We start from the raw sequence: 20,763 nt of genomic DNA on the forward strand, positions 1-20,763 counted from the left end.
TCCGCGGCAGTTGTGCGATCCCACCACCGCCGCTTGACCAAACTTGCCAAGTCACCGGCCACCGTTCGCAATTTGTTGACGTGACCATGGCGGCATGTGAGTGTTCGGTCGCTCGATCACGGACGACGAGCGGACGACGGGGCCGGTCCTCCACGGACGAAGCAAAGGTGCCGCCGTATGCCGGCGCCCGTGATCGAGACCCCCCCGACTCAAGGAGTCTCGATGAAACGCAGACCGATGACGGCCGGGACGACCCTGGCCGTCCTCGCCGGAATGCTCGTCGCCACCAGCGGCCAGTCGGCTTCCGCAGAACCGTCCCCGCCCGCCCCGACCGCCCTCTCGGCCGCGGTGTCGGCGGCCGACAGGGCGGCGGCCGGCGGTCTGGACGCCCTGGCCAAGGGGCCCGACGAGCGCTACGAGCGGCAGATGGTGACCCCGTGGGTCAAGGGCATGTACTCCGTCGCCTATCAGCGCACCTACCGCGGCCTGCCGGTCGTCGGCGGTGACGCCGTGGTGGTGGCGGACTCGAAGGGGCGGGTACGCGGCACCCAGTCCGCCGTGTCCCGGCGGATCAACGTGCCGACCACACCGACCGTTTCCGCCAAGGCGGCCGAAACCACCTCTCGCAAGAAGCTCACCTCGGTCAAGCGGGTCGATTCGCACCGCCTGGTGGTCCGCGCCACGGGCAGGACCTCCAGGCTGGCCTGGGAGACGGTACTCACCGGGCGCACCGCCCAGGCGCCCAGCCATCTGCATGTCTTCGTCGACGCGGGCACCGGCAAGGTGCTCGACAGCTACGACGACGTCAAGGCTGGTACCGGAAACAGCCAGTGGAACGGTCCGTCCCCGTTGGCCATCGACACCACCGCCTCGGGCGGCAGCTACTCACTGCGTGACCCGAACCGGCCCGGTCTGAGCTGCGCCGACTACAGCACCGGCAGTGTGTTCAGCAAGTCGAGCGACTCCTGGGGCACGGGCAACGCCTCCAGCAAGGAGACCGGCTGCGTCGACGTCATGTGGGCGGCGCAGCACGAGTGGAACATGCTCAAGGACTGGCTGGGCCGCAACGGACACGACGGCAACGGCCGCAGCTGGCCCGTCAAGGTCGGGCTGAACGACGTCAACGCCTACTGGGACGGCTCCACGGTCTCCATCGGCCACAACAACGCCAACCAGTGGATCGGCGCGATGGACGTGGTGGGCCACGAGTTCGGCCACGGCATCGACCAGTACACGCCGGGCGGCGCGAACAACGAGTCCGGGCTCGGCGAGGCCACCGGCGACATCATGGGTGCCCTCACCGAGGCGTACACCAATGAGCCGGCCCCGTACGACGACCCCGACTACACCGTCGGCGAGAAGATCAACCTGGTCGGCAACGGGCCGATCCGGATCATGTACAACCCGGGACAGATCGGCGACCCGAACTGCTACAGCTCCTCGATACCCAACACCGAGGAGCACGCGGCGGCCGGCCCGCTGAACCACTGGTTCTACCTGCTGGCCGAGGGATCGAACCCGGGCGGCGGCAAGCCGTCCAGCCCGACGTGCAACAGCTCCTCGGTCACCGGCGTCGGCATCCAGAGCGCCGGCAAGGTCTTCTACGGCGGAATGCTGCTCAAGACGAGCGGGATGACCTACAAGCGCTACCGCACGGCCACGCTCACCGCCGCCAAGAACCTCGACTCCAGTTGTGTGCTCTTCGACCGGACCAGGGCCGCGTGGGACGCCATCAGCGTCACCGCCCAGAGCGGCGACCCGACGTGCACATCCGGCGGCACCAACGACTTCACGATGTCCCTGGACCCGGCGTCCGGCTCGGTGAAGCCGGGCAGTTCGGTGACGGCCGCGGTCCGGACCGCGGTCAGCTCCGGGAACGCGCAGACGGTGAACCTGACGGCGAGCGGTCTGCCCAGCGGTGTCGCCACGTCGTTCAGCCCGCCGTCGGTGCAGTCCGGGGCCTCCTCGACGATGACCGTGTCCGCGTCGTCGAACGTCGCGCCCGGCGCGTACACCTTCACGGTGAAGGGTGACGGAACGCAGAGCCACACCGCGCAGTACACCTTGACGGTGGACAACGGCGGCGGCAACCCCGGCGGCGGCGCACCCGACATCAGCGTCGCCGACGTGCAGGCCCACCTGACGCAGCTGAACACCATCGCGACCCAGAACGGCGGCAACCGCCGTGCGGGCAGCGCCGGTTACACGGCCTCGGTCGCCTACGTGAAGGGCAAGCTGCAGGCCGCCGGTTACACGGTCAGCGAGCAGACCTGCACCAGTTGCACCTACCGCGGCAACAACCTGATCGCCGACTGGCCCGGCGGCCCGTCCGACCAGACCGTCATGTTCGGCGCCCATCTGGACGGTGTCGCGGCCGGTCCCGGCATCAACGACAACGGTTCGGGCTCCGCCACCCTGTTGGAGAACGCGCTCGCCCTGGCCCAGCGGAACCCCACGATGACCAAGCACGTCCGCTTCGCCTGGTGGAACGGCGAGGAGCAGGGCCTCCAGGGTTCCCAGTACTACGTCGGCCAGCTCACCGCCGCCCAGCGCGGCACCATCAAGGCGTACTACAACTTCGACATGATCGCCTCGACCAACGCCGGGTACTTCATCAACAACGTCAACTCGGCCGCCTCGGCACCGATGAAGGAGTACTGGGACTCGCTGGACCTCGCGCCGGAGGAGAACGTCGAGGGCCAGGGCCGGTCCGACGACTACTCCTTCCAGCAGGGCGGTATCCCCACGTCGGGTTACGCCACGGGTGCCGGCGACACCAAGTCGTCGGCGCAGGCCGCCAAGTGGGGTGGTACGGCAGGCAGGTCCTACGATTCCTGCTACCACCAGTCCTGCGACACCACGGCCAACATCAACGCGACCGCGCTCGACCGCAGCGCCGACGGTGTCGCCTACACGGTGTGGAAGACCTCCGTCGGCACCACCGCCCCGGCCGATGACTTCTCCGTCGCGGTGAAGCCGGTGTCCGGGAACGTCCAGCCGGGCGGCTCGGTCACCGCGAGCGTGTCGACGGCGACCACCGGCGGTTCCGCGCAGACCGTGAACCTGTCCGCGTCCGGGGCGCCGAGCGGTGTCACGGTCTCGTTCGCCCCGGCCTCCGTGCAGTCGGGTGCGTCGTCGACCATGACCGTCTCCGCCGGGAACGGGACCGCGCCGGGTACGTACACCCTCACGGTGACCGGCACCGGCACAGTCGCCCACACCACCACGTACTCGCTCGTCGTCGGTGGCGGCGGCACCTGCCGGCCCCGACAGGTCGTCGCCAACGGCGGTTTCGAGGAGGGCGTCGCGCCGTGGACCCAGACGGACGGCGTGATCAACAACCGGACGTCGGAGAGGCCGGCGCACGGCGGCGCGTACACGGCCTGGCTCGGCGGCTGGGGATCCACGCACTCCGACACCGTCTCGCAGTCGCTGACCATTCCGGCGGGCTGCTCGGCCTACAAGCTCTCGTTCCACCTGCGCACCGACACCGACGAGTCGGCGGGTGACCCGACCGCGTACGACACGTTCACCGTCAAGCTGGGCACCAAGACGCTCGCGACGTACTCCAACACGGACGCCACGGGCTCCTACGTCCAGAAGACCTTCGACGTCGGTGACCTGGCCGGCCAGACGGTCGGCCTCACGTTCACCAGCAATGAGGACGCCTATCTGCAGACCAGCTTCGTCGTGGACGACGTGACGTTGAACGTCGGCTGATCGGGCATCAGGAACGATCCGGGGCGGGGCGTGTACGCACACGCCCCGCCTCCGGTGTGTCAACGCACGACGGCCGAGAGCCTCCGGGTGAACTCGTCGATCTCCGGCCGTCCGCCGTGCCCGGCCGTCAACCTGGCGTGCAGACCGCGCAGTTCCTGGCCGAGGAGGGTCGACGCGGTCACCTCGGTGGCGTCCAGTACGGGTCCTGCGATGTCGATTGCCGCCTGCGGGTCCCGGGCACAGGCGTGGGCGTCGGCCATCCGCACCAGGAACAGCATCCGTGCCGAGTGCATCCCGGACGGGAGCAGGCCCAGCGCGGTACGGGCCGCCGCGACCGCGCGCAACGCCAGTCGGCGGTCCCCGGTCGCCGCGGCCAGGTCCCGCAGCGCCCCGGCGGCGCCTGATTCCACCCGCAGGCGCACGGAGGCGACGGAAAGCCAGGGTGCCTCCGTCTCGTCCCGCTCGCCGACCCGGTCCATCTGCGACCAGGCGCGGTCGATGTGCCCCAGCGTCCGAGGGGCGTCGCCCCGTACCGCGTGTCCGCGTGCCTGGTAGAGATCGCTCATGGCGCCCGCCCAGTACCGGCCGGCGGCCGCCTGCCGGATCGCGCCGCCGTAGGAGAGGGCGGAGGGTCCGTCGCCCTCCAGCCGCGCCAGTGTGCTCATGTCGCTGAGCGCCGCCACCTCCGTGCCGACATGACCGGCCATGCCGGCCCAGACCAGCGACCGGTCGAGCCAGGCCATCGCTGTGGCGTTACGGCCCCAGAGCAGCCTCAGGCAGCCGGCCGACTGCGCGTACTCGGCCGCCAGCGGGGCAAGTTGGCGTTGGTACGGTGCCGCGGGCAGGGCCATCCAGCGGAGCATCGCGTGCAGGGTGCGCTCGACCACCGCGGTCGCTCCGGGCCAGGCACGCTCCTCGTCGGCCCGCAGGCAGACGGCGAGCAGCGCCGTCAGGGCGTGCACGGTGTCGATGTCCAGCGGCGGGCACGAGACCGTGGCCGGGCCCAGGGCGCAGAAGGCCGAGTGCAGCGCGATGACATCGGCGCGTGCGGGAACGGCGCAGCCGTCGCGGCCGTGCACCGGGCACTCCAGACCGTAGGTGGGCAGGCTCGTGGGCAGGACGGTGTCCGGTGGCAGCGTCGAGAGCAGGGCGCCCCCCGAGGGCTCACCGGGCAGTGGTCCGGTCCGCGAGGTGCTCGGCGCGGGAGGTGCGGTGCCCGGCGCGGGACGTACGACCTCGCCCGTATCGCCCGTTCCGACCAGCCCTTGGGCCTCCGCCGCCTCGCAGGCGTCGACGAGGTCGCCGCCGGCCGCCAGCAGGTTGTCCAGCCTGCGGGCGAGCGGCAGGGGGGTCTTGCGGGTGCCGTGCTCCAGCTTGCTGATGGCGGTGTGGTCGTACCCGACGCGGGTGCCCACCTGGGCCTGGGTGAGCCCGGCGCGCCTGCGCCACTGACGCAACCGGGTCCCGAAGTCTCTCCACGCCTCTGTGGTACGGACATCCGGCGAAGGACGCATAGCCGGGAGGATAGCGAGCACGTGTACGCGCTGTCCCGGTGCGGCGGCAAGATGGCGCCTTCCCGCGCCTCAGCCCGGTCTCCCCCGCCGCGCGCCGTCCGGTCGTCGGCCCCGCCAAGGTCCGGAGCGATGCCCGCGGGTCGCGGAGCGCCGGACGGTCCGTGCCGTCATGTCCGCTCCGACCGCCGCCCCGCTTCGCCACACCTGTGCACGATCGACCGGTCGGACGGAGGGATCCGCATGAAGGAGCGACCCGCCGGGCATATGACGGTTACCCGTCAGGAGGTGGTGCAGTGGGCCGCATCAAGATCGTTCGACGTCCCCAGCTGCCTTCGCGGCCTCCGCCCCTCGATCTGCGCACTCCGTCCGGCCGACCGCTGCCGTACTGAGGGCGCCCTTCAGCGAACACGCACACCGGGCCGCGCTTCGCCTCCGGGCCACCGGGGGCAGGCGTCTCACCCGGCATGCCCGCGCGGTGCGGAGCGGGACACGGCCGCGCATGCACAACACGGGCACGCGGTGCGGTGTTCGGTCGCCGGGCAGGTCATGAAGGCCTCGGGCTCCGGGTCGTTACGGGAAACCGCAGGGTGCCGGGTGCGGAGAACATCATCCGGTTCGAAGGACATCCTCGTACCGGCTCCGGTGGGCGCTTTCTAGCGTTGCCGGTGAGGCGCGACGGACTTCTCGCGTCTCTCCGCCACCGGCCAGGAGCCAGTTCATGGATTTCGTCACTCCGATCCTCCCCCAGGAACCCGCGGGCGGTGTCGCGGGCTGGGCAGCCGACCTCGTCGACACCATGGGGGGTCCGGGCGCCGGCCTCGCCATCGCCCTGGAGAATCTCTTCCCTCCGCTGCCCAGCGAGGTCATTCTCCCGCTGACCGGGTTCGCGGCGGGTCGGGGCGTCATCAGCCTGGCCTCCGCGCTCCTGTGGACCACGCTCGGTTCGGTGGTGGGGGCGGTGGCTCTGTACTGGATCGGGATGCTCTTCGGCCGTGACCGGGTGCATGCGATCTGGGCGAAGCTGCCGCTGGTCAAGACCTCCGATCTGGAGCGCACGGAGCAGTGGTTCGCCAAGCACGGCACCAAGGCCGTCCTCCTCGGCCGCATGGTGCCGATCTTCCGGAGTCTCATCTCCGTGCCGGCCGGTGTGGAGCGCATGCCGCTGCCGCTCTTCCTGGCCCTGACCGCACTGGGCAGTCTGCTGTGGAACTCGGTGCTGGTGATGGCCGGATACTGGCTCGGCGACCGGTGGGACCTGGTGGAGACGTATGTCGGGGTCTTTTCCAAAGCCGTTCTGGCCGTGGTCCTGGCGGCAGTCGCCGTGTATGCGACCCTTCGCTTCCGTTCCCTGAACCGGCCCCGGGCCCGCTCGCGTTCCCGCGGCCGGGCGCAGCACCGCCGTACCTCATGAATCCCTCGCCGCCCCGTACCCCGCCGGTCGTCCCCGCGCGAGCGGAACGATCTTGCCGAGACCGTGGAGCGCGGCTAGCCTCGACATCCGTGCAGGCGGACTCCACAGACAGCGCGGCCGACCGTCCTCCGGAGCCGCCGACCGGCCTGGGGCACGATGCGGGAGGCGCCCCCGTGGCTCATCCGTCCCCGCGTTCCCGCAGGGTGACGGGCGCCCTGCTCAGCTGCTGCACCGGTCTGTTGGGACTGCTGTATTTCGCCGTGCCGGGCACGTTGTCGGGCCCGTTCGTCCTGTGGCCCCGTACCCGGCGGCGTGCCCTGGCCGTGCTGAGCGCCGGAGCCCGTCGGATCACGGAGCTGGAGCGGATCCGCCGGAGTGTCTTCTTCGGTGATGTGTTCCCCGCGCACGACACTTCGGACGGGGAAGTCCTTCGCTACCTGGCCGTCCGCGCCTACGCGGGGACGCTGTTCGGCTTCGTGGTGGCGCTGCTGGGGGTCGGAGTGGTCCTGGCCGGGCTCCTGATGGTGGGGGTGGCCCGTGCCACCACGAGCTGGCAGGAGTTGCTGACCCAAGGGGTGCTCGGCGGTGTCCTGCTCTTCCTCGACCTCCAGGGAATCCTCTCGCTGGGCGCCCTCGACGCACGGTCGGCGCGCGAGCACTTCGGCCCGTCCGAGCGGGAGTTGCTGGAGCGGCGCATCGCGGAACTGGCCGCGAGCCGTGCCGGAGTGCTCCGGGCGGTGGACGTGGAGCGCAGGCGCATCGAGCGGGATCTGCACGACGGCGTGCAGCAGCGGCTCGTCGCGCTGGCGATGCTGCTGGGCCGGGCCCGCCGCAACCGGACGCCCGAGCAGGTCGATCTGCTGCTCCGGCAGGCGCACCAGGAGTCCCAGGAGGTCCTCACCGAGCTGCGCGAAGTGGCCTGGCGCGTCTATCCGTCGGCGCTCGACGACCTGGGGCTGGAGGAGGCGCTCGGCGGCGTGGCCCAGCGTTGCGGCATCCCCCTGCGGGTCGAGTTCGATCTGCCGGTGCGGTTGTCGCGGCCCGTGGAGACGGCCGCCTACTTCGTCGTGTCGGAGGCCGTGACCAACGCGGCCAAGCACTCCGGTGCCACCCACATATCCGTCAGCGTCAAGGGCGACGCGAGAGGGGTTTCCCTGTGTGTCCGGGACAACGGCACCGGTGGCGCGGATCCTTCGGGCAGCGGGCTCGCCGGGCTGCGGGGCCGGGTGGACGCGCTCGACGGACGGCTCCACATCGACAGCCCTTCCGGGGGCCCCACCACCATCATCGCGGAGCTGCTGTGCGCGTAATGCTCGCCGAGGACTCGACCCTGCTCAGGGAGGGACTGGTACGCCTGCTCGCCGAGGAGGGGCACGAGGTCCTCGCGGCGGTGGGTGACGGGACGGCACTCCTCCGGGCGGTCGAGGCGGACCCGCCGGACCTCGTCGTCGTCGACATCCGGATGCCGCCCACCCACACCGACGAGGGGCTGCGGGCCGCGCTGGAGATCCGCGAGCGCTGGCCACTGGTCGGTGTGCTGGTCCTCTCCCAGCACGTGGAGCGCAACTACGCGGTCCGGTTGCTGTCCGCCAACGCCGAGCGGGTCGGATATCTGCTCAAGGACCGGGTGGCCCAGGTCGACGAGTTCCTGGACTCGCTGGAGCGGATCCACGCGGGCGGCGCGTCCATCGACGCCGAAGTCGTACGGCAGTTGGTGATCCGGACCACGCACGTCGACCCCTTGGCCGGGCTGACCCCTCGGGAGCGCGCCGCCCTGCAGGAACTGGCCCAGGGCCGCACCAACGCTGCCATCGCGCAGCAACTGCACATCTCACTGAGTTCGGTCGAGAAGCATCTCAACTCCGTCTTCGAGAAGCTCGATCTGGCACGGGACACGGGCTACAGCAGACGAGTGCTGGCGGTCCTGCGCTATCTGGAGTCCTGAAGCGCCTCGGCCGCTCCCCTGGCTCCCCGGCCCCTCGACCTCGCAGCGCCGCGGCATACCGCCGGACGACGCTCCATCAGAGTGTTCGCTTCACTCGAGCGACGGTCAGCAAGGGTGAATTGTCATCTTTTAAACGCTTTCGCATCCTGAGTCCCGCACGCCACGCATTCCACGGGCCGGGCATCCAGGAGTCCGCGACCGGCCGGGGCGTGACTGGCGCGCGGCCCGGCCGGGTCGCGGCGCGACTGTCCGCCGACGCCCCGTCCGTCCGGGTGAGCCGTCGTCGGGCCGGGGCGTGCGCCCGGCGCCTCCACTGTCGGAGTCGTTTGCCCGCACGGTGATTGACACAGTGTCAGGCAAACGCCGGACACCCGGGGCGGGTTCCGTACCGGCCCTCCTTGATCGATGATGATGCCAGGGCCGCCGTCCTCGGCACGGCGCCGGCTGTCCCAGGAACAGGAAGGGGTTCCCCATGCGGGAAACGACGCCAGACCGGTCTCCGTCGGACGATCGGACCGTCCGCGGCCCGGACGAGGAGGCCCAGGTGATCGTGGTGGGGGCGGGTCCGGCGGGCTCGGCCGCGGCCTTCCATCTCGCCAGGGCGGGCGTCGACGTCCTGCTGCTGGAGAAGTCCCACTTCCCCCGGGAGAAGGTGTGCGGGGACGGCCTGACGCCCCGAGCGGTGCACCAGCTCATCAGAATGGGCGTCGACATCAAGGCTCCCGGATGGACGCGTTCACGCGGAATGCGATGGGTCGCCGGGGACCACCAGGTGCACATCGACTGGCCCGCGCTCGGTCGCTACCCGGATTTCGGGCTCTCTCGGAGTCGGCACGACTTCGACGACATCCTGGCCCGGCACGCCGTCGCCGCCGGAGCCCGGCTGCGCAGCGGGGTGAAGGTGACCGGGCCCGTGACCGACCGCGCCGGCCGCATCACCGGTGTCACCGCCACGACCGGGACGAAGGAGCCGTTGGTCTTCCACGCACCGATCGTCGTCGCCGCCGACGGTGCCTCCGCCCGGCTCGCACTCGCGATGGGCCTGCAGCGGGACACGAGCAGGCAGATCGCGACGGCCGCCCGCCGTTACTACCGCAGCCCGGAGCGTTCGCGGGAGGAGTATCTGGAACTGTGGGCCGATCTCCGCTTCCCGGGCAGTGATCACTACCTGCCCGGATACGGCTGGATCTTCCCCATGGGCGACGGCCGCGTCAACGTCGGTCTGGGTGCGCTGCCCCATCGGCGGCACGGAAAGGCCGATCTGCGCGCCACACTGGACGAATGGCTGGCCCGCACCCCGCACGCGTGGGGGCTGCGCGAGGAGAACGCGGAGGGCCCCGTCCGCAGTGCGGCTCTTCCGCTGGGCTTCAACCGCCATCCCCTCTACACCCGAGGGCTCCTTCTCGTCGGCGACTCCGGCGGCATGATCAGCCCCTGGAACGGCGAGGGGATCGCCCAGGCCATGGAGGCGGGCGAGGTCGCTGCCGAGACCGCCACGCTCGCCCTCGCTCTTCCCCGGGGACCCAGGCGGGAACAGGTGCTGCACCGCTATCCGGTCGAGATGAACCGCCGCTGGGGGCGCCACTACCGTCTCGGCAACGCCGCCGCCGACCTCGTCTTCAGCCGTTCGGGATTCCAGCCGGTCCTCAACCGCTACGTCATGGGGTCGCCGTTCCTGCTCAACACCCTGGCCCGGCTGCTCACCGATCTCACGGACAAGCCCTCGCGCGACCTGGTCGACCACCTGCTCAACGGTGCCGTCCGACTCGTTCCCGCACCGAAGGCGCGACGCAGAGGCTGAGCCCCGGGGCCGGATCGCCCGGATCGGGCGGCAACGATCGCGGCGCGGCGGGTGCCGACCCCCGTCGCGCCCCTGTCACGCCGGGTCCGCGACGCCGGTCGGAAAGGCGAGGAAAGACGCCGGCCGGAGAACGGACTTCTCGTCCCCCGTGAGAGGAAGGCGGCATGCTCTTCCTGTCCCCCGTGAGAGGAGGGCGGCGCGCTCTTCCCGTACCGGAGCCGCTCGGCGCCGCGGGTGACGCGGAGCCCCGTTACGACCGCCGGCGCGGCTTTCCGCGCTTGCCGCCCTTGGTGCCGCCGGAACCGCTCCGCGCGGTGCGGCCGCCGGAACCGCTCCGCGCGCTCTTCCCGGCCGCCTTCTTGGCGGCCGTGGGCTTGCGTCCCGCGCCGCCCGTCCCGGAGCGCTTGCTCTCCGACTGCACCGGGGCCTTCGGACGCCCTCGTGAGCTGTTCACGGTCCGCCCGCGGACGATCCCGATGAAGTCCTCCACCAGGTCGGTGGTCTCGTCCTCCGGCCACGACAGCGCGACACGGGACTCGGGTGCGTCCGAGACCGGTCGGTACGTGAGGTCCTTGCGATGATGCAGGCGGGCGAGCGACTGCGGGACGACGAGGACGCCCACGCCCGCCGCCACCAGCGCGATGGCGTCCGCCGTCGTGGCCGGACGCTCGATCGCGGGGCGTCCCGGCCGGTGCTCCCATTCGAGGGTGTCGTCGAGCGGATGCAGCACGATGTCGTCGGCGAGATCACCGGCGGAGATCTCGTCGACCGCCGCGATGACATGGTCCTTCGGGATCACGACGACCGTGGTCTCGGTGTACAGCGGAATCGCGCTGAGGCCCGTCCGGTCGATGGGCAGCCTCACCAGTCCGGCGTCGGCGCCGCGCTCCCGCAACACGTCGGACGCCTCGGCGGCCGACACCCCGACGAGGGTCAGCGGAACCTCGGGCAGCCGCTCGTTCCAGATCCGCACCCACTTGGTGGGGGTCACCCCCGGTACGTACGCGAGCCGGAACGACGGGGTTTCTTCCGAGCTTGTCACTCCGCCAGGTTACCGGCCCTGGTCAGAGGTGGCGCACACGCTCGATACCCTTGACATCATGACGTCGCACAAGACCACCCAGACAATGAAGCCCGCGACCGCGGCGAAGAAGCTGGGTGTGTACCTAGAGGCCACCCCCGCCGAGTTCCAGGAGGGTGTCGTCTCACGCACCGAGCTGAACGCACTGCAGGCCGATCCGCCCCAGTGGCTGCAGGAGCTGCGACGCAACGGCCCGCACCCCCGGCCGGTGGTCGCGGCGAAGCTGGGTGTCTCCATCTCGGGGCTCGCCCGCGGCGGAGTCACGGACGCCCTCACCACGGAGCAGATCGAAGCACTGAAGAAGGAAAGCCCCGACTGGCTGCAGCAGGAACGCGCCACCCAGGCCGGGGTCCGGAAGGAAGCGGCACGCATCAAGGAGAGGAACGCGGCCCGCGACGATCAGTCCCGCGCACCTCGTTCCTGACCTCCAGGGCCTCTCGCTCGGATCGTGCCGGGCTCGTGTGCCCCGCGTTCCGCTCGGCACCGCTCCTCGCCCCCGCCCTGGTCGGCAGCGTGTACCGGCATGCCGGAGCTGTCGGCGCGGGTGCCGCTCCAGCGCTCCACCGTCAGCCCGGTACGCGCCGGGCATGCCCGAACTCGCCCGGCAGGCAGCCGAGTTCACGGGAAGGCAGGAGAACGGCGGAGTCCTGCCCCACGTACCCGGCCGCACGGTCGGAGACCGGAAAAGGTCTTCGGGCGTGCGGCGATCGCGCCTTAGCCTGGCAAGTGGCAACGGCACCCTGACGGGTGCGACCACCGCGGGCTCGTCGATCGGGGGATTCCGCATGCGGGGGCAGGGGGCGGACAGCGCTGTCGCGACACGGCTGGCCCGTCGTGCGGTGGAAGCGGCGGCGCCACAGGAACTGGCACAGTTCGCGATGACGGCGGAGGCCTTCCACCGCGCCGCCCCGCACGGACGGCTACCCTTCGGTGGGCGTGACGAGCCGTTGGGGCTCGGCGTGGAGGCGGTCGCCGCGCTGCTCAGCACCGCGGCCCTCACCGCGGCGGTCCAGGTCCTGGAACACCTGGCTCAGCAGTCCACCGAGCGCGCCGTCGACACCGTGCGGCGACGTGCGTTCCTGCGGCTGCGACGACGGCGTCCCGAGGTCACGGCCACCGTTGCGGTACCGGAGCGACTGTCGAACGAGCAATTGGCACAGGTACGTCTGATCGCCATGCGGACCGCGGCACGCTTACGGGTCCCCGAGGCACAGGCCTGGACCATCGCGGACGGAATCGTCGCGGAGCTGGCCACCATGGCCCCGGGCGCCTCACCGCCGGGTGAGTCCGAGGAGGGCACACCGGAAGCCGGGCAGTGACCGTGCCCATGGCTGAACGCCCACGAAGCGGGCACACGGACCTCTCGGGCCTGCCCTCGGGGACCACCGTTCGTTTCGTACTGCTCATCGTGGCGGTGGCCACTGCGGCGGCCGTCCTGGGAAACGGCCTCTCGTCCATGATCTTCACCACGGTGGATCTGTCCGACGTGGTGGACTACTACGACTGCGCGGTCCGTGCGACGGAGGAAGCGGCCCGCCGACGGGCCGGGGCATCCGACGTGAGCATCCCGCCGGTATTCGAGTTCGACTGCTCCGATCCGCGTGCCGGGACGAGCTGGACGGTACCCGTGGTCACCTCGGGCTGTCTCCTGCTGGTCGTCCTCGGCGTCTACGCCTCGCTGCCGGCCTGGCGCACCCGGCGGCGCGACTACCGTCCCCTGACCGGCATGCCACAGGTATCGGACTACCTGCAGGATCTGGTGCGCGAGACGGGTGTGCGGCCCAGGGTCACGTTCCTCGCGGAACCCCTCGATCCCCGTATCGCCGCGCTGGCGTTCGGTCGTGTGCGGCAGCGCCGTGTGGTGCTCAGCGGCGGACTGCTCACCTTGTACTCCCTGGACCGCCGGGCGTTTCGCACCGTGGTTCTCCACGAACTCGCCCACATCCGCAACCACGATCTGGACATCGCCTTCCTCACCCTGATCGTGTGGCGCACGGTCGGACCGCCGCTGCTGATCGCGTCGCTCCTCGGCGCGCTGGCCAGTCCCTTCATCGTGGTCGAGATGCCCGCCGTGACGGCGGCCGCCCTCGCCTTCACCGCGGAGGCCGTTCTCCTGGCCGCGCTGGTCACCCTCCTCAAGAACTCGGTGCTGCGCAGCCGGGAGTTGTACGCGGACGCACGTGTGCGCTCGTGGGAAGGGTCAGCGGATCCGCTGCGGCGGCTGTTCGCCGGATACGGACGGCCGTTCGCGCCTCCCGCGCGGGGACGGTTCCCCCTGCTCCGTGTCCATCCGCCGCTCCCTCTGCGCGTCAGGGCACTGGACGACGACCGGGTTCTGACCGGCGTCGGGTTCTGGGACATGTTCGCGGTGGGCGCGGCGGTGGCGTCTCTCCACGGCTTCCTGACCCTGGGGCCGATCGGTGGGGGGACCCAGGCCGGTTCCGCCATCGGTGTGGTGGCGGACGCGGTGGCGACCACGCTGCTGATCGGGGCTGCGGGAGCGGTGCTGTGGCGGGCGGCGGCACGGCCGCCGGACCGTGACTCTCCGGTGCGGGTGGGACGGGCGGGCATCGCTCTCGGCCTCGGCCTGTGTGTGTCGTGCCTGCTCTCGCCGTCCGGGGCGTCCAGCCTGACCTCGCTGAACGGCAAGGGGATCGCGATGGCCTTCCCGTTCGCGGCATTGCTGTGCCTGTGCGGCTGGGCGCTGACGCGATGGCTGACGCTGGTGGCCCGGTCGTGGACACCGGTCGTGTTCCGCAACGACCGTCCGGGGCTGGTGTTCTGCACGGTGCTCGCGGTCTGCATCGCCGGGCTTGCCTCCGCCTTCGACTTCCTGATGACTCTGCCGGCCATGACGCTGTACGCGGCATCCTTCATCGCCCCGTCGCACCCGCCGGTGCTGGTCTTCGTCGGAAGTGTCGGCTACCTCGCCGTGAACAGCACCACGTTCCTCCTGACGACACTCACACTGACCGCCGCGCTCGTCCCACTCGTGGGGCAGCGCGTCACCTGGCGCAAGGGCATGCAGCACACCTTCACGGAGTTCGGACCGCCCCGGCCGGCGGCGGGTGTCCTCGCACGGTTCGGCGTTCCCACGGGGCTGGGGGCCGCCTTCCTCGGAGTGCTGGTGCCGGTGCTCGGCATCCCGTTCTCCGTCTGGTCCCTGATCATGCTGATGGGCATCGCGCAGGCGGCCGCCGCGCTGTGGGCCGGGAGAGGGTGCGCGCCCCTGCCCCTCCCCCGGGGGCTGATCGCCGCGTACAGCTCGGGGGTGCTCACCCTGCTGGCCTGGACCACCGGAGTGGAGGTGCTGACGGGCTGCCTCCTGGGCGACGGTCCCTGCCGACCGCTCCCCGGCCACGACCACATCCGTCTGGCGATCACGGTGGCGGCTCCGGGAGCCGCCACGGCCTGGTTGCTGCATGCGGCGCTTCTCGCACTCACGCGGCGCCCGAAGCGGTACCTCTGACCGTGCGAGCGGTGTGGATGACACCACGTCGGCACCAGTACCCCGACCACCGGACGGGCGGCCCGAAACGCTTCCGGAAAGGTGCGCGGCCTCGGTCGGACCCGGCGACCCGGCGACCGGGGGGTGCCCCGCCCCGCCCCGGTGGTGTCGACCTCTACCGTCCCTCGCCCGCGATCCGTCGGGCCCGCAGGGCGACATAGAGCTCGGCGGCGTCCACCGGCCGGGTCGGGGAGCGGCCTGTCAGCTCCGTGATGCGTGCGATCCGGTACAGCACGGTGTTGCGGTGGCAATGGAGCCGCCGCGCCGCCTCGGCGGTCGAACCGTTCGCGGCGAACCACGCGTCGAGAGTGTCGAGCAGAACCGCGTCGCCGTCCTCGCCCGACAGCAGTGGCCCCAGCACGTTCGCGCCGAGTTCGGCCGCGGACTCGGCGTGCGCCGCTACGAGGGTGTCGATGGGGGCGGTGCCGTAGCAGTGGACGCCCGCCCCGGCCGGGGCCACGCATTCCAGGGCGACGCGTGCCTGACGCACCGCCTCCGGCGCGGCGGCGAGTGAGGTGAACGGTCGGCTCACGCCCACCCGTGCGGTCGCCGCCCGCCTCACGGCCCCGAGCGCCGCGATGGACTGCGCGTCGCCGGTCGGGGCGGCAAGACCCAGTCGCTCGCCCAGCTCGGTGGTCCAGACGGATGCCACGCCCATGCTCGCCAACCGGGCGGTGATGCCGGGCAGCGGGTCCTCCCCGTTCCGCCCGACCTCGCCCGCCACCACACGGTACGAGGCCCGTTCCGGCAGGCCCAGGGCGCGCTGGACGCCCGCGGCGCTCCCGAACCGGGCATCGCTCGCTCCCTCGAAGACGCCGAGCAGGGTGACCCGCCGCGATATCCGTTCCTGCTGTTCCCGGTCGTCGGCGACCAACCGGTACGCCTCTGTGGCGGCCGTGGAGAAGCGGTCGAGCTCACCCCAGAAGTGCGACGACCGGCGCAGCAGTGCGTCGGCCTGCTCGCCGGTCGTGGCGCGGGCGATCGCCCACTCCCAGATCTCCAGCCCGCCGAGCCGGAAGGCGTGCAGCAACTCCGGGAGCGGGATGCCGTGCTCGGCCTTGATCCGCCCCGCCCGCCGGGCCGTCTCGTCGCCGATGTCCGGGCCTCCGGTCTCCCTGCGCAGGAGGGCCTCGATGTTGGCACGGACGATGTCGCGGAGTACATCGGGAGGCAGCCGGCTCCGTGTGGAGAACGACTCGTCCTCGGTGATCTTCCGGACGGTCACATCGGTGAGTTCTCCGAGCGAGGCGAGGATCTCGCCGAAGACATGCTCGCAGCCCGTGGAGTCGTTCATCCCGTAACCGTACCCGCGCACCCCGCCAACGGAATTGTGCCGCTGCACAAAGCAGTTCGGAGAAACTCGCGGTGCTCGCCCATGGCGGGGAGCTCCACCGTCCGCCATCTTGGTGTGGCCCGGAGAACCTTGTGCCATGAACCAAATCCGCGGCACCACGCCCGCCCGTGCCGTCGCGACCGAGGGAGATCACCATGACCGCCGCAGCCCCCATGGACAGCACCCGGAGCATGCCCGAACTCGACGCGGTCCTGCGCGAGCTCTCCGAGGGCGAGCGGCGCTGGGCGGCGACCTCACCGGCCGAGCGCGGTGCCCTTCTCGACCGGGTGCATGCCGCCGTCTCGGCCGAGGCCGAGACCTGGGTGCGGATCGCGAGCCGGATCAAGCTGCTGCCGGACGGCTCCCCGCTCGCCGGTGAGGAGTGGCTCTCCGGTCCCTATGCGCTGCTCACCTCTCTGGAAGTACTCGCCCGCACGCTCCGGACACTCGCTTCGGGGCGCGGGCCGCTCGACGGCGCAAAGTTCGGGCGGGCACCGGGGGGACGGGTGAGCGTCCCCGTCCTCCCGCTCACCGCCTACGACCGCCTGCTCCTGAACGGCTTCAGCGCCGAGGTGTGGATGCCGCCGCGGGTCGACGCGGACACCGTACGGCGCCGGGCGGGCCTCGGCGCGCGCCACCCGGAGCGCACCGCGGGCATCGGACTCGTCCTGGGCGCCGGCAATGTCACGTCCATCGCACCGCTCGACGTGCTGTACGAACTGATCGCGCACAACCGGGTCGTCGTGCTCAAGCTCAATCCCGTCCTGGGCGACCTGGAACCGGTCTACCGGCGCGCTCTCGCACCGCTGCTGCAGCACGGCGTCCTGCGCATCGTCTCGGGCGGCGGCGACGTCGGCGGATACCTCGCCCATCATCCCGCTGTCGCGCACGTCCACATCACCGGCAGCCTCGCCACCCACGACGCCGTCGCCTTCGGGCCCGGCGAGGAGGGCCGCGCCCGCAAGGCCGCCGGCACCCCGCTCCTCGACAAGCCGATGACGAGCGAACTCGGCGGCGTCTCCCCGGTCATCGTGGTCCCGGGCGTCTGGAGCGCGGCCGACCTCCGCTACCAGGCCGAGCACATCGCGACCCAGCGCCTGCACAACAGCGGGCACAACTGCATCGCCGCGCAGGTGGTCCTGGTCAGCAGCGACTGGCCGCAGCGCGAGGCATTCCTCGGCCATCTCCGCGACGCCCTGCGGAAGGCCCCGGCCCGACCCTCCTGGTATCCGGGCAGCGCGGAAAGGCTCGCCGACGCGACGCACAGCTATCCGCGGGCCGAATGGCAGGGCGCCGAGGGCTCACGTCTGCTGGTCGAGCCCGGCGACGGCGACGACGTGTCGGAGCTGGCGACGAACGAGTACTTCGCGCCCGTGCTCGGTGTCCTCACGCTGCCCGGCACGGGCGCCGAGTTCCTGGACCGGGCCGTCGAGACGGCCAACCGTGATCTCTTCGGCACCCTCGGGGCGAACATCGTCGTCGACCCCACCACTCTGAAGCGGCTCGGCCGGGCATTCGACCACGCGTTGGCCGCGCTGCGTTACGGCACGATCGCCGTGAACGCCTGGACTGCGGTCGGCTTCCTCACCGCGAGCGCCCCGTGGGGCGCCTTCCCCGGCCACACCGTCGCGGACGCCGGGAGCGGGGTCGGTGTCGTGCACAACGCCCTGCTCATCGACGCCCCGGAGCGGACCGTGGTCCGGGGACCGTTCCGGCCCTTCCCGAGGTCGGTCGTGGGGGGCGAACTCGCGCTCTTCCCGAAGCCGCCGTGGTTCGTCACCGCACGCAGTGCCGCCGTGACGGGCCGTCGCCTCACCGAGCTGGCGCGACGGCCGTCGTGGTCGCGGGTGCCGGCCGTGTTCACCTCCGCCTTCCGCGCCTGAGACTCGCGGGCCGGTCGGGCGCCGATCAGGCGGTCGAAGAGCGAGCGGTGGCGCCGATGCGCCGGCTGCCGCCTGCTTCGGGACGCGCCAAGGGGCTGCGCGGGGAACGGACTTCGCGACCGGTGTGAAGTCCGGGCCCCGCGCCGCCTCCGCTCTCGCGGCTCGCCCACCGCCGGGCCTACTCCTGCGGTGCGACCACCGGGACGCTCTCGGGATTCAGCAGCTGCGTCAGATGGCGGGCCGACGCGTCCCAGGACCAGGACTTCCGGGCCCACTCACGGCCTGCGGCGCCCATCTCGTCCGCCAGCTCCCCGTCGAGCAGTATCCGGGTCAGCGCGCCGGCGACGGCCGCGACGTCGGTGCCGTCCACAACGTGTCCGGTGCGGCCGTCGACCACCGTGTCCGGAGCACCGCCCGAATCGCCGACGACCACCGGCAGACCGCTCGCCGCCGCCTCCAGGAACACGATGCCCAGCCCCTCCGCCTCCAGACCGCCCTTCCGGGTACGGCACGGCATCGCGAAGACGTCCGCCGCCGCGTAGTAGGCCGGTGTCTCGGTGTGCGACTTCCCGCCCACGAAGCGGACCGCGCTCCCGTCCAGGCGTCCCGCCATCTTGCGCAGCCGGGCCTCGTCCGGCCCCCGGCCGACCACCACCAGCACCGCGTCGGGCACCTCCCGCCGGATCAGTGGCAGGGCGCGGATCAGCATGTCCTGGCCCTTGCGTGGGACCAGCCGGGCCATGCACAGGATCACCCGCTCCCCGTTCAGGCCGAGTTCGGTCCGCAGGTCGAGTCGGGCAGCGGCGTCGGGCCGGTACACCTCCGCGTCCACCCCCGGCACCAGGCGGCTCATCCGGGCACGTGGGCCGAGGGCGGGCTCGATCCGGGTGCGTGTGTACCCGCCGAGGTAGGTGACGACGTCCACGCCCTCCCCGATACGGCGCATCATCCGCCGCGCACCAGGGGTCCTGGCCCACCAGATCTCATGACCGTGGGTGGTCGCGACCATGCGCCGGATGCCGCTGCGGCGCAGGGCCGGCGCCATCAGGGCCAGCGGCGCGGCAGCCCCGAACCAGACCCGGTCGCACCCATGCGCCTGAGCGATCTCGACGGCCCTGCGGGTCACCCGCCGGGTCGGCAGCAGCATGCCGCTGGAGTCGCGTACGACGGGAAACGGGAGGGCCGCGTCGTACGCGGCATCGCCCGGCTCGCGCGAGGTGTAGACCACCACGTCGTCGTCGGGTATTCGGGTGACCATGGCGTGGACGAACGTCTCTATGCCCCCTTGACGCGGCGGGAAGTCGTTGGTGATGACAAGGGTGGAACCCATGAATGTGTCGGATCCTTCAGCTGGATGGGGTCGTGCGGGCCGAGAAGAGGTAGTTGCGGCAGTCTTCGGTCACATCGGTCACGTGCGTCCAACCCCGGTTCCACCAGCGGTACATGTCGTAGCCGAGAGCGTCGAGCCGGCCGACGACCTCGTCCGGCGTCATGGCGTACTTCTGCAGGTGACGGTCCTCGATCTCCAGCAGGAGGGCGGGTCGGTGGCGCAGCAGTGTGTGTCGGGCGCCCGACAGCACGGCCGCCTCCGCCCCCTCGACGTCGGCCTTGATGAAGTCGACACGGTCCAGCCCCATGTGGTGGCAGAGCCCGTCCACCGTCCGCACGGGTGTGGTCACCGGACGGGAGGTGGCGAACTCCGCGTTGGGGCCGGGCCCCGAGGCACCCTCGGTGAGATAGGCACGCCCGTGGACGGGCAGCAGCCGACGCCGGGGCAGGCTCATCGTGCCTTCGTGCGCCCGCTCGCCGAGGGCCATGCGGTGCACGGTGACGTTGTCGCAGCCCAGAGCGGATGCCGCGGCTCTCAACCATTGCGCGGGGCCATGCAGCGGTTCGACGCAGTGCACCTTCCCCGCCGGTCCTGCCAGCGCGGAGAGGCTCCACGTGTAGAGGCCGTACTCGGCCCCGATGTCGAGACAGACGGCTCCCGGCTTCACCAACGGCCGCAGTCCCGCGACTTCCTCCTCCACGAAGTGCCAACGCGAAGCCGCCCAGCGCAGTGTGAGCGCGATGGACGTCACACGCACCCCGGAGTACCGACGGCCACCGGTCCGGAGGCCCGGGGGTTCCGGACGACATGCCGGCCTGCCACTCATCGAACACCTTCCGGCCTGCGGGATGTACGGGTGCTGCTGCCGAGCGGCACCGCACGCGATCGGCCTTCCATCGCATCATCGGATGCGCTGTGATCACATCCTTCTTCAGGAGCAGATCGCCCGGCAAGTCAGACCTGGGACGTACCCCTCAGGGCCAGGGCATTTCGGCCCGATCGGGCGGATCAGCGAGCCGGGCTCGCGTGCCCGGTGCGATCCGAACGAGCGCCCTGCGCCGACAACAGTTCAAATCGGCCTGAAAGAAGACGAATCACAGCACGGCGGCGGACCGGAGCGGCGGGGGATGCCTCGTGGACGTTCCAAGCGGCGGTCCGGCACCCACATCGAAGGTGTGGGTGCCGAAACCCTCGAACATCCGGTCCGTCACGAAACCCACGTCCGTGGCGGGAAGTT

The 20,763-nt window shown here is 71.2% G+C and carries 14 protein-coding genes; 9 read left to right on the forward strand and 5 right to left on the reverse strand.

Annotated elements, in window-relative coordinates:
• Positions 1-237 precede the first annotated feature (237 nt).
• Positions 238-3,720 carry a M28 family peptidase gene (locus ACIRP2_RS28715; protein ID WP_404255695.1) on the forward strand — a complete coding sequence of 1,161 codons (3,483 nt, stop codon included), beginning with the start codon at positions 238-240 and terminating at the stop codon, positions 3,718-3,720.
• Positions 3,721-3,779: 59 nt separating this feature from the next.
• Here the strand turns inward: ACIRP2_RS28715 and ACIRP2_RS28720 are convergent, their stop codons facing one another.
• Positions 3,780-5,234: a helix-turn-helix domain-containing protein gene (locus ACIRP2_RS28720; RefSeq protein ID WP_404255212.1), complete on the reverse strand. Its 1,455-nt coding sequence runs from the start codon at positions 5,232-5,234 to the stop codon at positions 3,780-3,782.
• 718 nt (positions 5,235-5,952) lie between these two features.
• On the opposite strand from ACIRP2_RS28720, the gene ACIRP2_RS28725 reads away from it, so the two are divergent.
• From ACIRP2_RS28725 to ACIRP2_RS28740, 4 genes are all read left to right on the forward strand, one after another.
• Positions 5,953-6,645, forward strand: coding sequence for a DedA family protein (locus ACIRP2_RS28725; protein WP_404255214.1), 693 nt, complete (start codon positions 5,953-5,955; stop codon positions 6,643-6,645).
• 173 nt (positions 6,646-6,818) lie between these two features.
• A complete protein-coding gene (locus tag ACIRP2_RS28730; RefSeq protein WP_404255216.1) occupies positions 6,819-7,955 on the forward strand; it encodes a sensor histidine kinase in 1,137 nt (378 codons plus the stop codon).
• Positions 7,955-8,590, forward strand: coding sequence for a response regulator (locus tag ACIRP2_RS28735; protein WP_404255697.1), 636 nt, complete (start codon positions 7,955-7,957; stop codon positions 8,588-8,590). The genes ACIRP2_RS28730 and ACIRP2_RS28735 overlap by 1 nt, the downstream gene beginning before the upstream one ends.
• A gap of 472 nt (positions 8,591-9,062) precedes the next feature.
• Entirely contained in the window at positions 9,063-10,391 is a 1,329-nt protein-coding gene (locus ACIRP2_RS28740; protein WP_404255218.1) for a geranylgeranyl reductase family protein, read from the forward strand.
• Positions 10,392-10,641: 250 nt separating this feature from the next.
• Here the strand turns inward: ACIRP2_RS28740 and ACIRP2_RS28745 are convergent, their stop codons facing one another.
• Positions 10,642-11,433 carry a LysR substrate-binding domain-containing protein gene (locus ACIRP2_RS28745; RefSeq protein WP_404255220.1) on the reverse strand — a complete coding sequence of 264 codons (792 nt, stop codon included), beginning with the start codon at positions 11,431-11,433 and terminating at the stop codon, positions 10,642-10,644.
• A 58-nt stretch (positions 11,434-11,491) separates the two neighbouring features.
• Here ACIRP2_RS28745 and ACIRP2_RS28750 point away from each other — a divergent pair, with 58 nt between their 5' ends.
• The 3 genes from ACIRP2_RS28750 to ACIRP2_RS28760 all read left to right on the forward strand — a co-directional run bounded on the left by ACIRP2_RS28750 (position 11,492) and on the right by ACIRP2_RS28760 (position 14,941).
• Complete coding sequence (locus ACIRP2_RS28750; protein WP_404255222.1) at positions 11,492-11,896, forward strand: DUF5997 family protein; 405 nt, start codon at positions 11,492-11,494, stop codon at positions 11,894-11,896.
• A gap of 361 nt (positions 11,897-12,257) precedes the next feature.
• Complete coding sequence (locus ACIRP2_RS28755; protein WP_404255224.1) at positions 12,258-12,791, forward strand: hypothetical protein; 534 nt, start codon at positions 12,258-12,260, stop codon at positions 12,789-12,791.
• Positions 12,792-12,799: 8 nt separating this feature from the next.
• Positions 12,800-14,941: a M48 family metalloprotease gene (locus ACIRP2_RS28760; protein ID WP_404255226.1), complete on the forward strand. Its 2,142-nt coding sequence runs from the start codon at positions 12,800-12,802 to the stop codon at positions 14,939-14,941.
• A 154-nt stretch (positions 14,942-15,095) separates the two neighbouring features.
• Here the strand turns inward: ACIRP2_RS28760 and ACIRP2_RS28765 are convergent, their stop codons facing one another.
• Positions 15,096-16,274, reverse strand: a complete 1,179-nt coding sequence (locus ACIRP2_RS28765) for a PucR family transcriptional regulator (protein WP_404255228.1) — start codon at positions 16,272-16,274, stop codon at positions 15,096-15,098.
• 194 nt (positions 16,275-16,468) lie between these two features.
• Here ACIRP2_RS28765 and ACIRP2_RS28770 point away from each other — a divergent pair, with 194 nt between their 5' ends.
• Complete coding sequence (locus tag ACIRP2_RS28770; protein WP_404255230.1) at positions 16,469-18,196, forward strand: aldehyde dehydrogenase family protein; 1,728 nt, start codon at positions 16,469-16,471, stop codon at positions 18,194-18,196.
• A 178-nt stretch (positions 18,197-18,374) separates the two neighbouring features.
• Here the strand turns inward: ACIRP2_RS28770 and ACIRP2_RS28775 are convergent, their stop codons facing one another.
• Complete coding sequence (locus ACIRP2_RS28775; protein ID WP_404255232.1) at positions 18,375-19,526, reverse strand: glycosyltransferase family 4 protein; 1,152 nt, start codon at positions 19,524-19,526, stop codon at positions 18,375-18,377.
• A gap of 16 nt (positions 19,527-19,542) precedes the next feature.
• Positions 19,543-20,277, reverse strand: coding sequence for an FkbM family methyltransferase (locus ACIRP2_RS28780; RefSeq protein ID WP_404255234.1), 735 nt, complete (start codon positions 20,275-20,277; stop codon positions 19,543-19,545).
• Positions 20,278-20,763: the final 486 nt, after the last annotated feature.

It is taken from the genome of Streptomyces sp. NPDC101194 (assembly GCF_044767885.1).
Taxonomy (GTDB): domain Bacteria; phylum Actinomycetota; class Actinomycetes; order Streptomycetales; family Streptomycetaceae; genus Streptomyces.

Bases quoted from the DNA above. Each gene is read 5' to 3' on its own strand.
- ACIRP2_RS28715 (WP_404255695.1), top strand. From the start codon at position 238: ATGACGGCCGGGACGACCCTGGCCGTCCTCGCCGGAATGCTCGTCGCC.
- ACIRP2_RS28720 (WP_404255212.1), bottom strand. From the start codon at position 5,234: ATGCGTCCTTCGCCGGATGTCCGTACCACAGAGGCGTGGAGAGACTTC.
- ACIRP2_RS28725 (WP_404255214.1), top strand. From the start codon at position 5,953: ATGGATTTCGTCACTCCGATCCTCCCCCAGGAACCCGCGGGCGGTGTC.
- ACIRP2_RS28735 (WP_404255697.1), top strand. From the start codon at position 7,955: ATGCTCGCCGAGGACTCGACCCTGCTCAGGGAGGGACTGGTACGCCTG.
- ACIRP2_RS28740 (WP_404255218.1), top strand. From the start codon at position 9,063: ATGCGGGAAACGACGCCAGACCGGTCTCCGTCGGACGATCGGACCGTC.
- ACIRP2_RS28750 (WP_404255222.1), top strand. From the start codon at position 11,492: ATGACGTCGCACAAGACCACCCAGACAATGAAGCCCGCGACCGCGGCG.
- ACIRP2_RS28755 (WP_404255224.1), top strand. From the start codon at position 12,258: ATGCGGGGGCAGGGGGCGGACAGCGCTGTCGCGACACGGCTGGCCCGT.
- ACIRP2_RS28760 (WP_404255226.1), top strand. From the start codon at position 12,800: ATGGCTGAACGCCCACGAAGCGGGCACACGGACCTCTCGGGCCTGCCC.
- ACIRP2_RS28765 (WP_404255228.1), bottom strand. From the start codon at position 16,274: ATGAACGACTCCACGGGCTGCGAGCATGTCTTCGGCGAGATCCTCGCC.
- ACIRP2_RS28770 (WP_404255230.1), top strand. From the start codon at position 16,469: ATGACCGCCGCAGCCCCCATGGACAGCACCCGGAGCATGCCCGAACTC.
- ACIRP2_RS28775 (WP_404255232.1), bottom strand. From the start codon at position 19,526: ATGGGTTCCACCCTTGTCATCACCAACGACTTCCCGCCGCGTCAAGGG.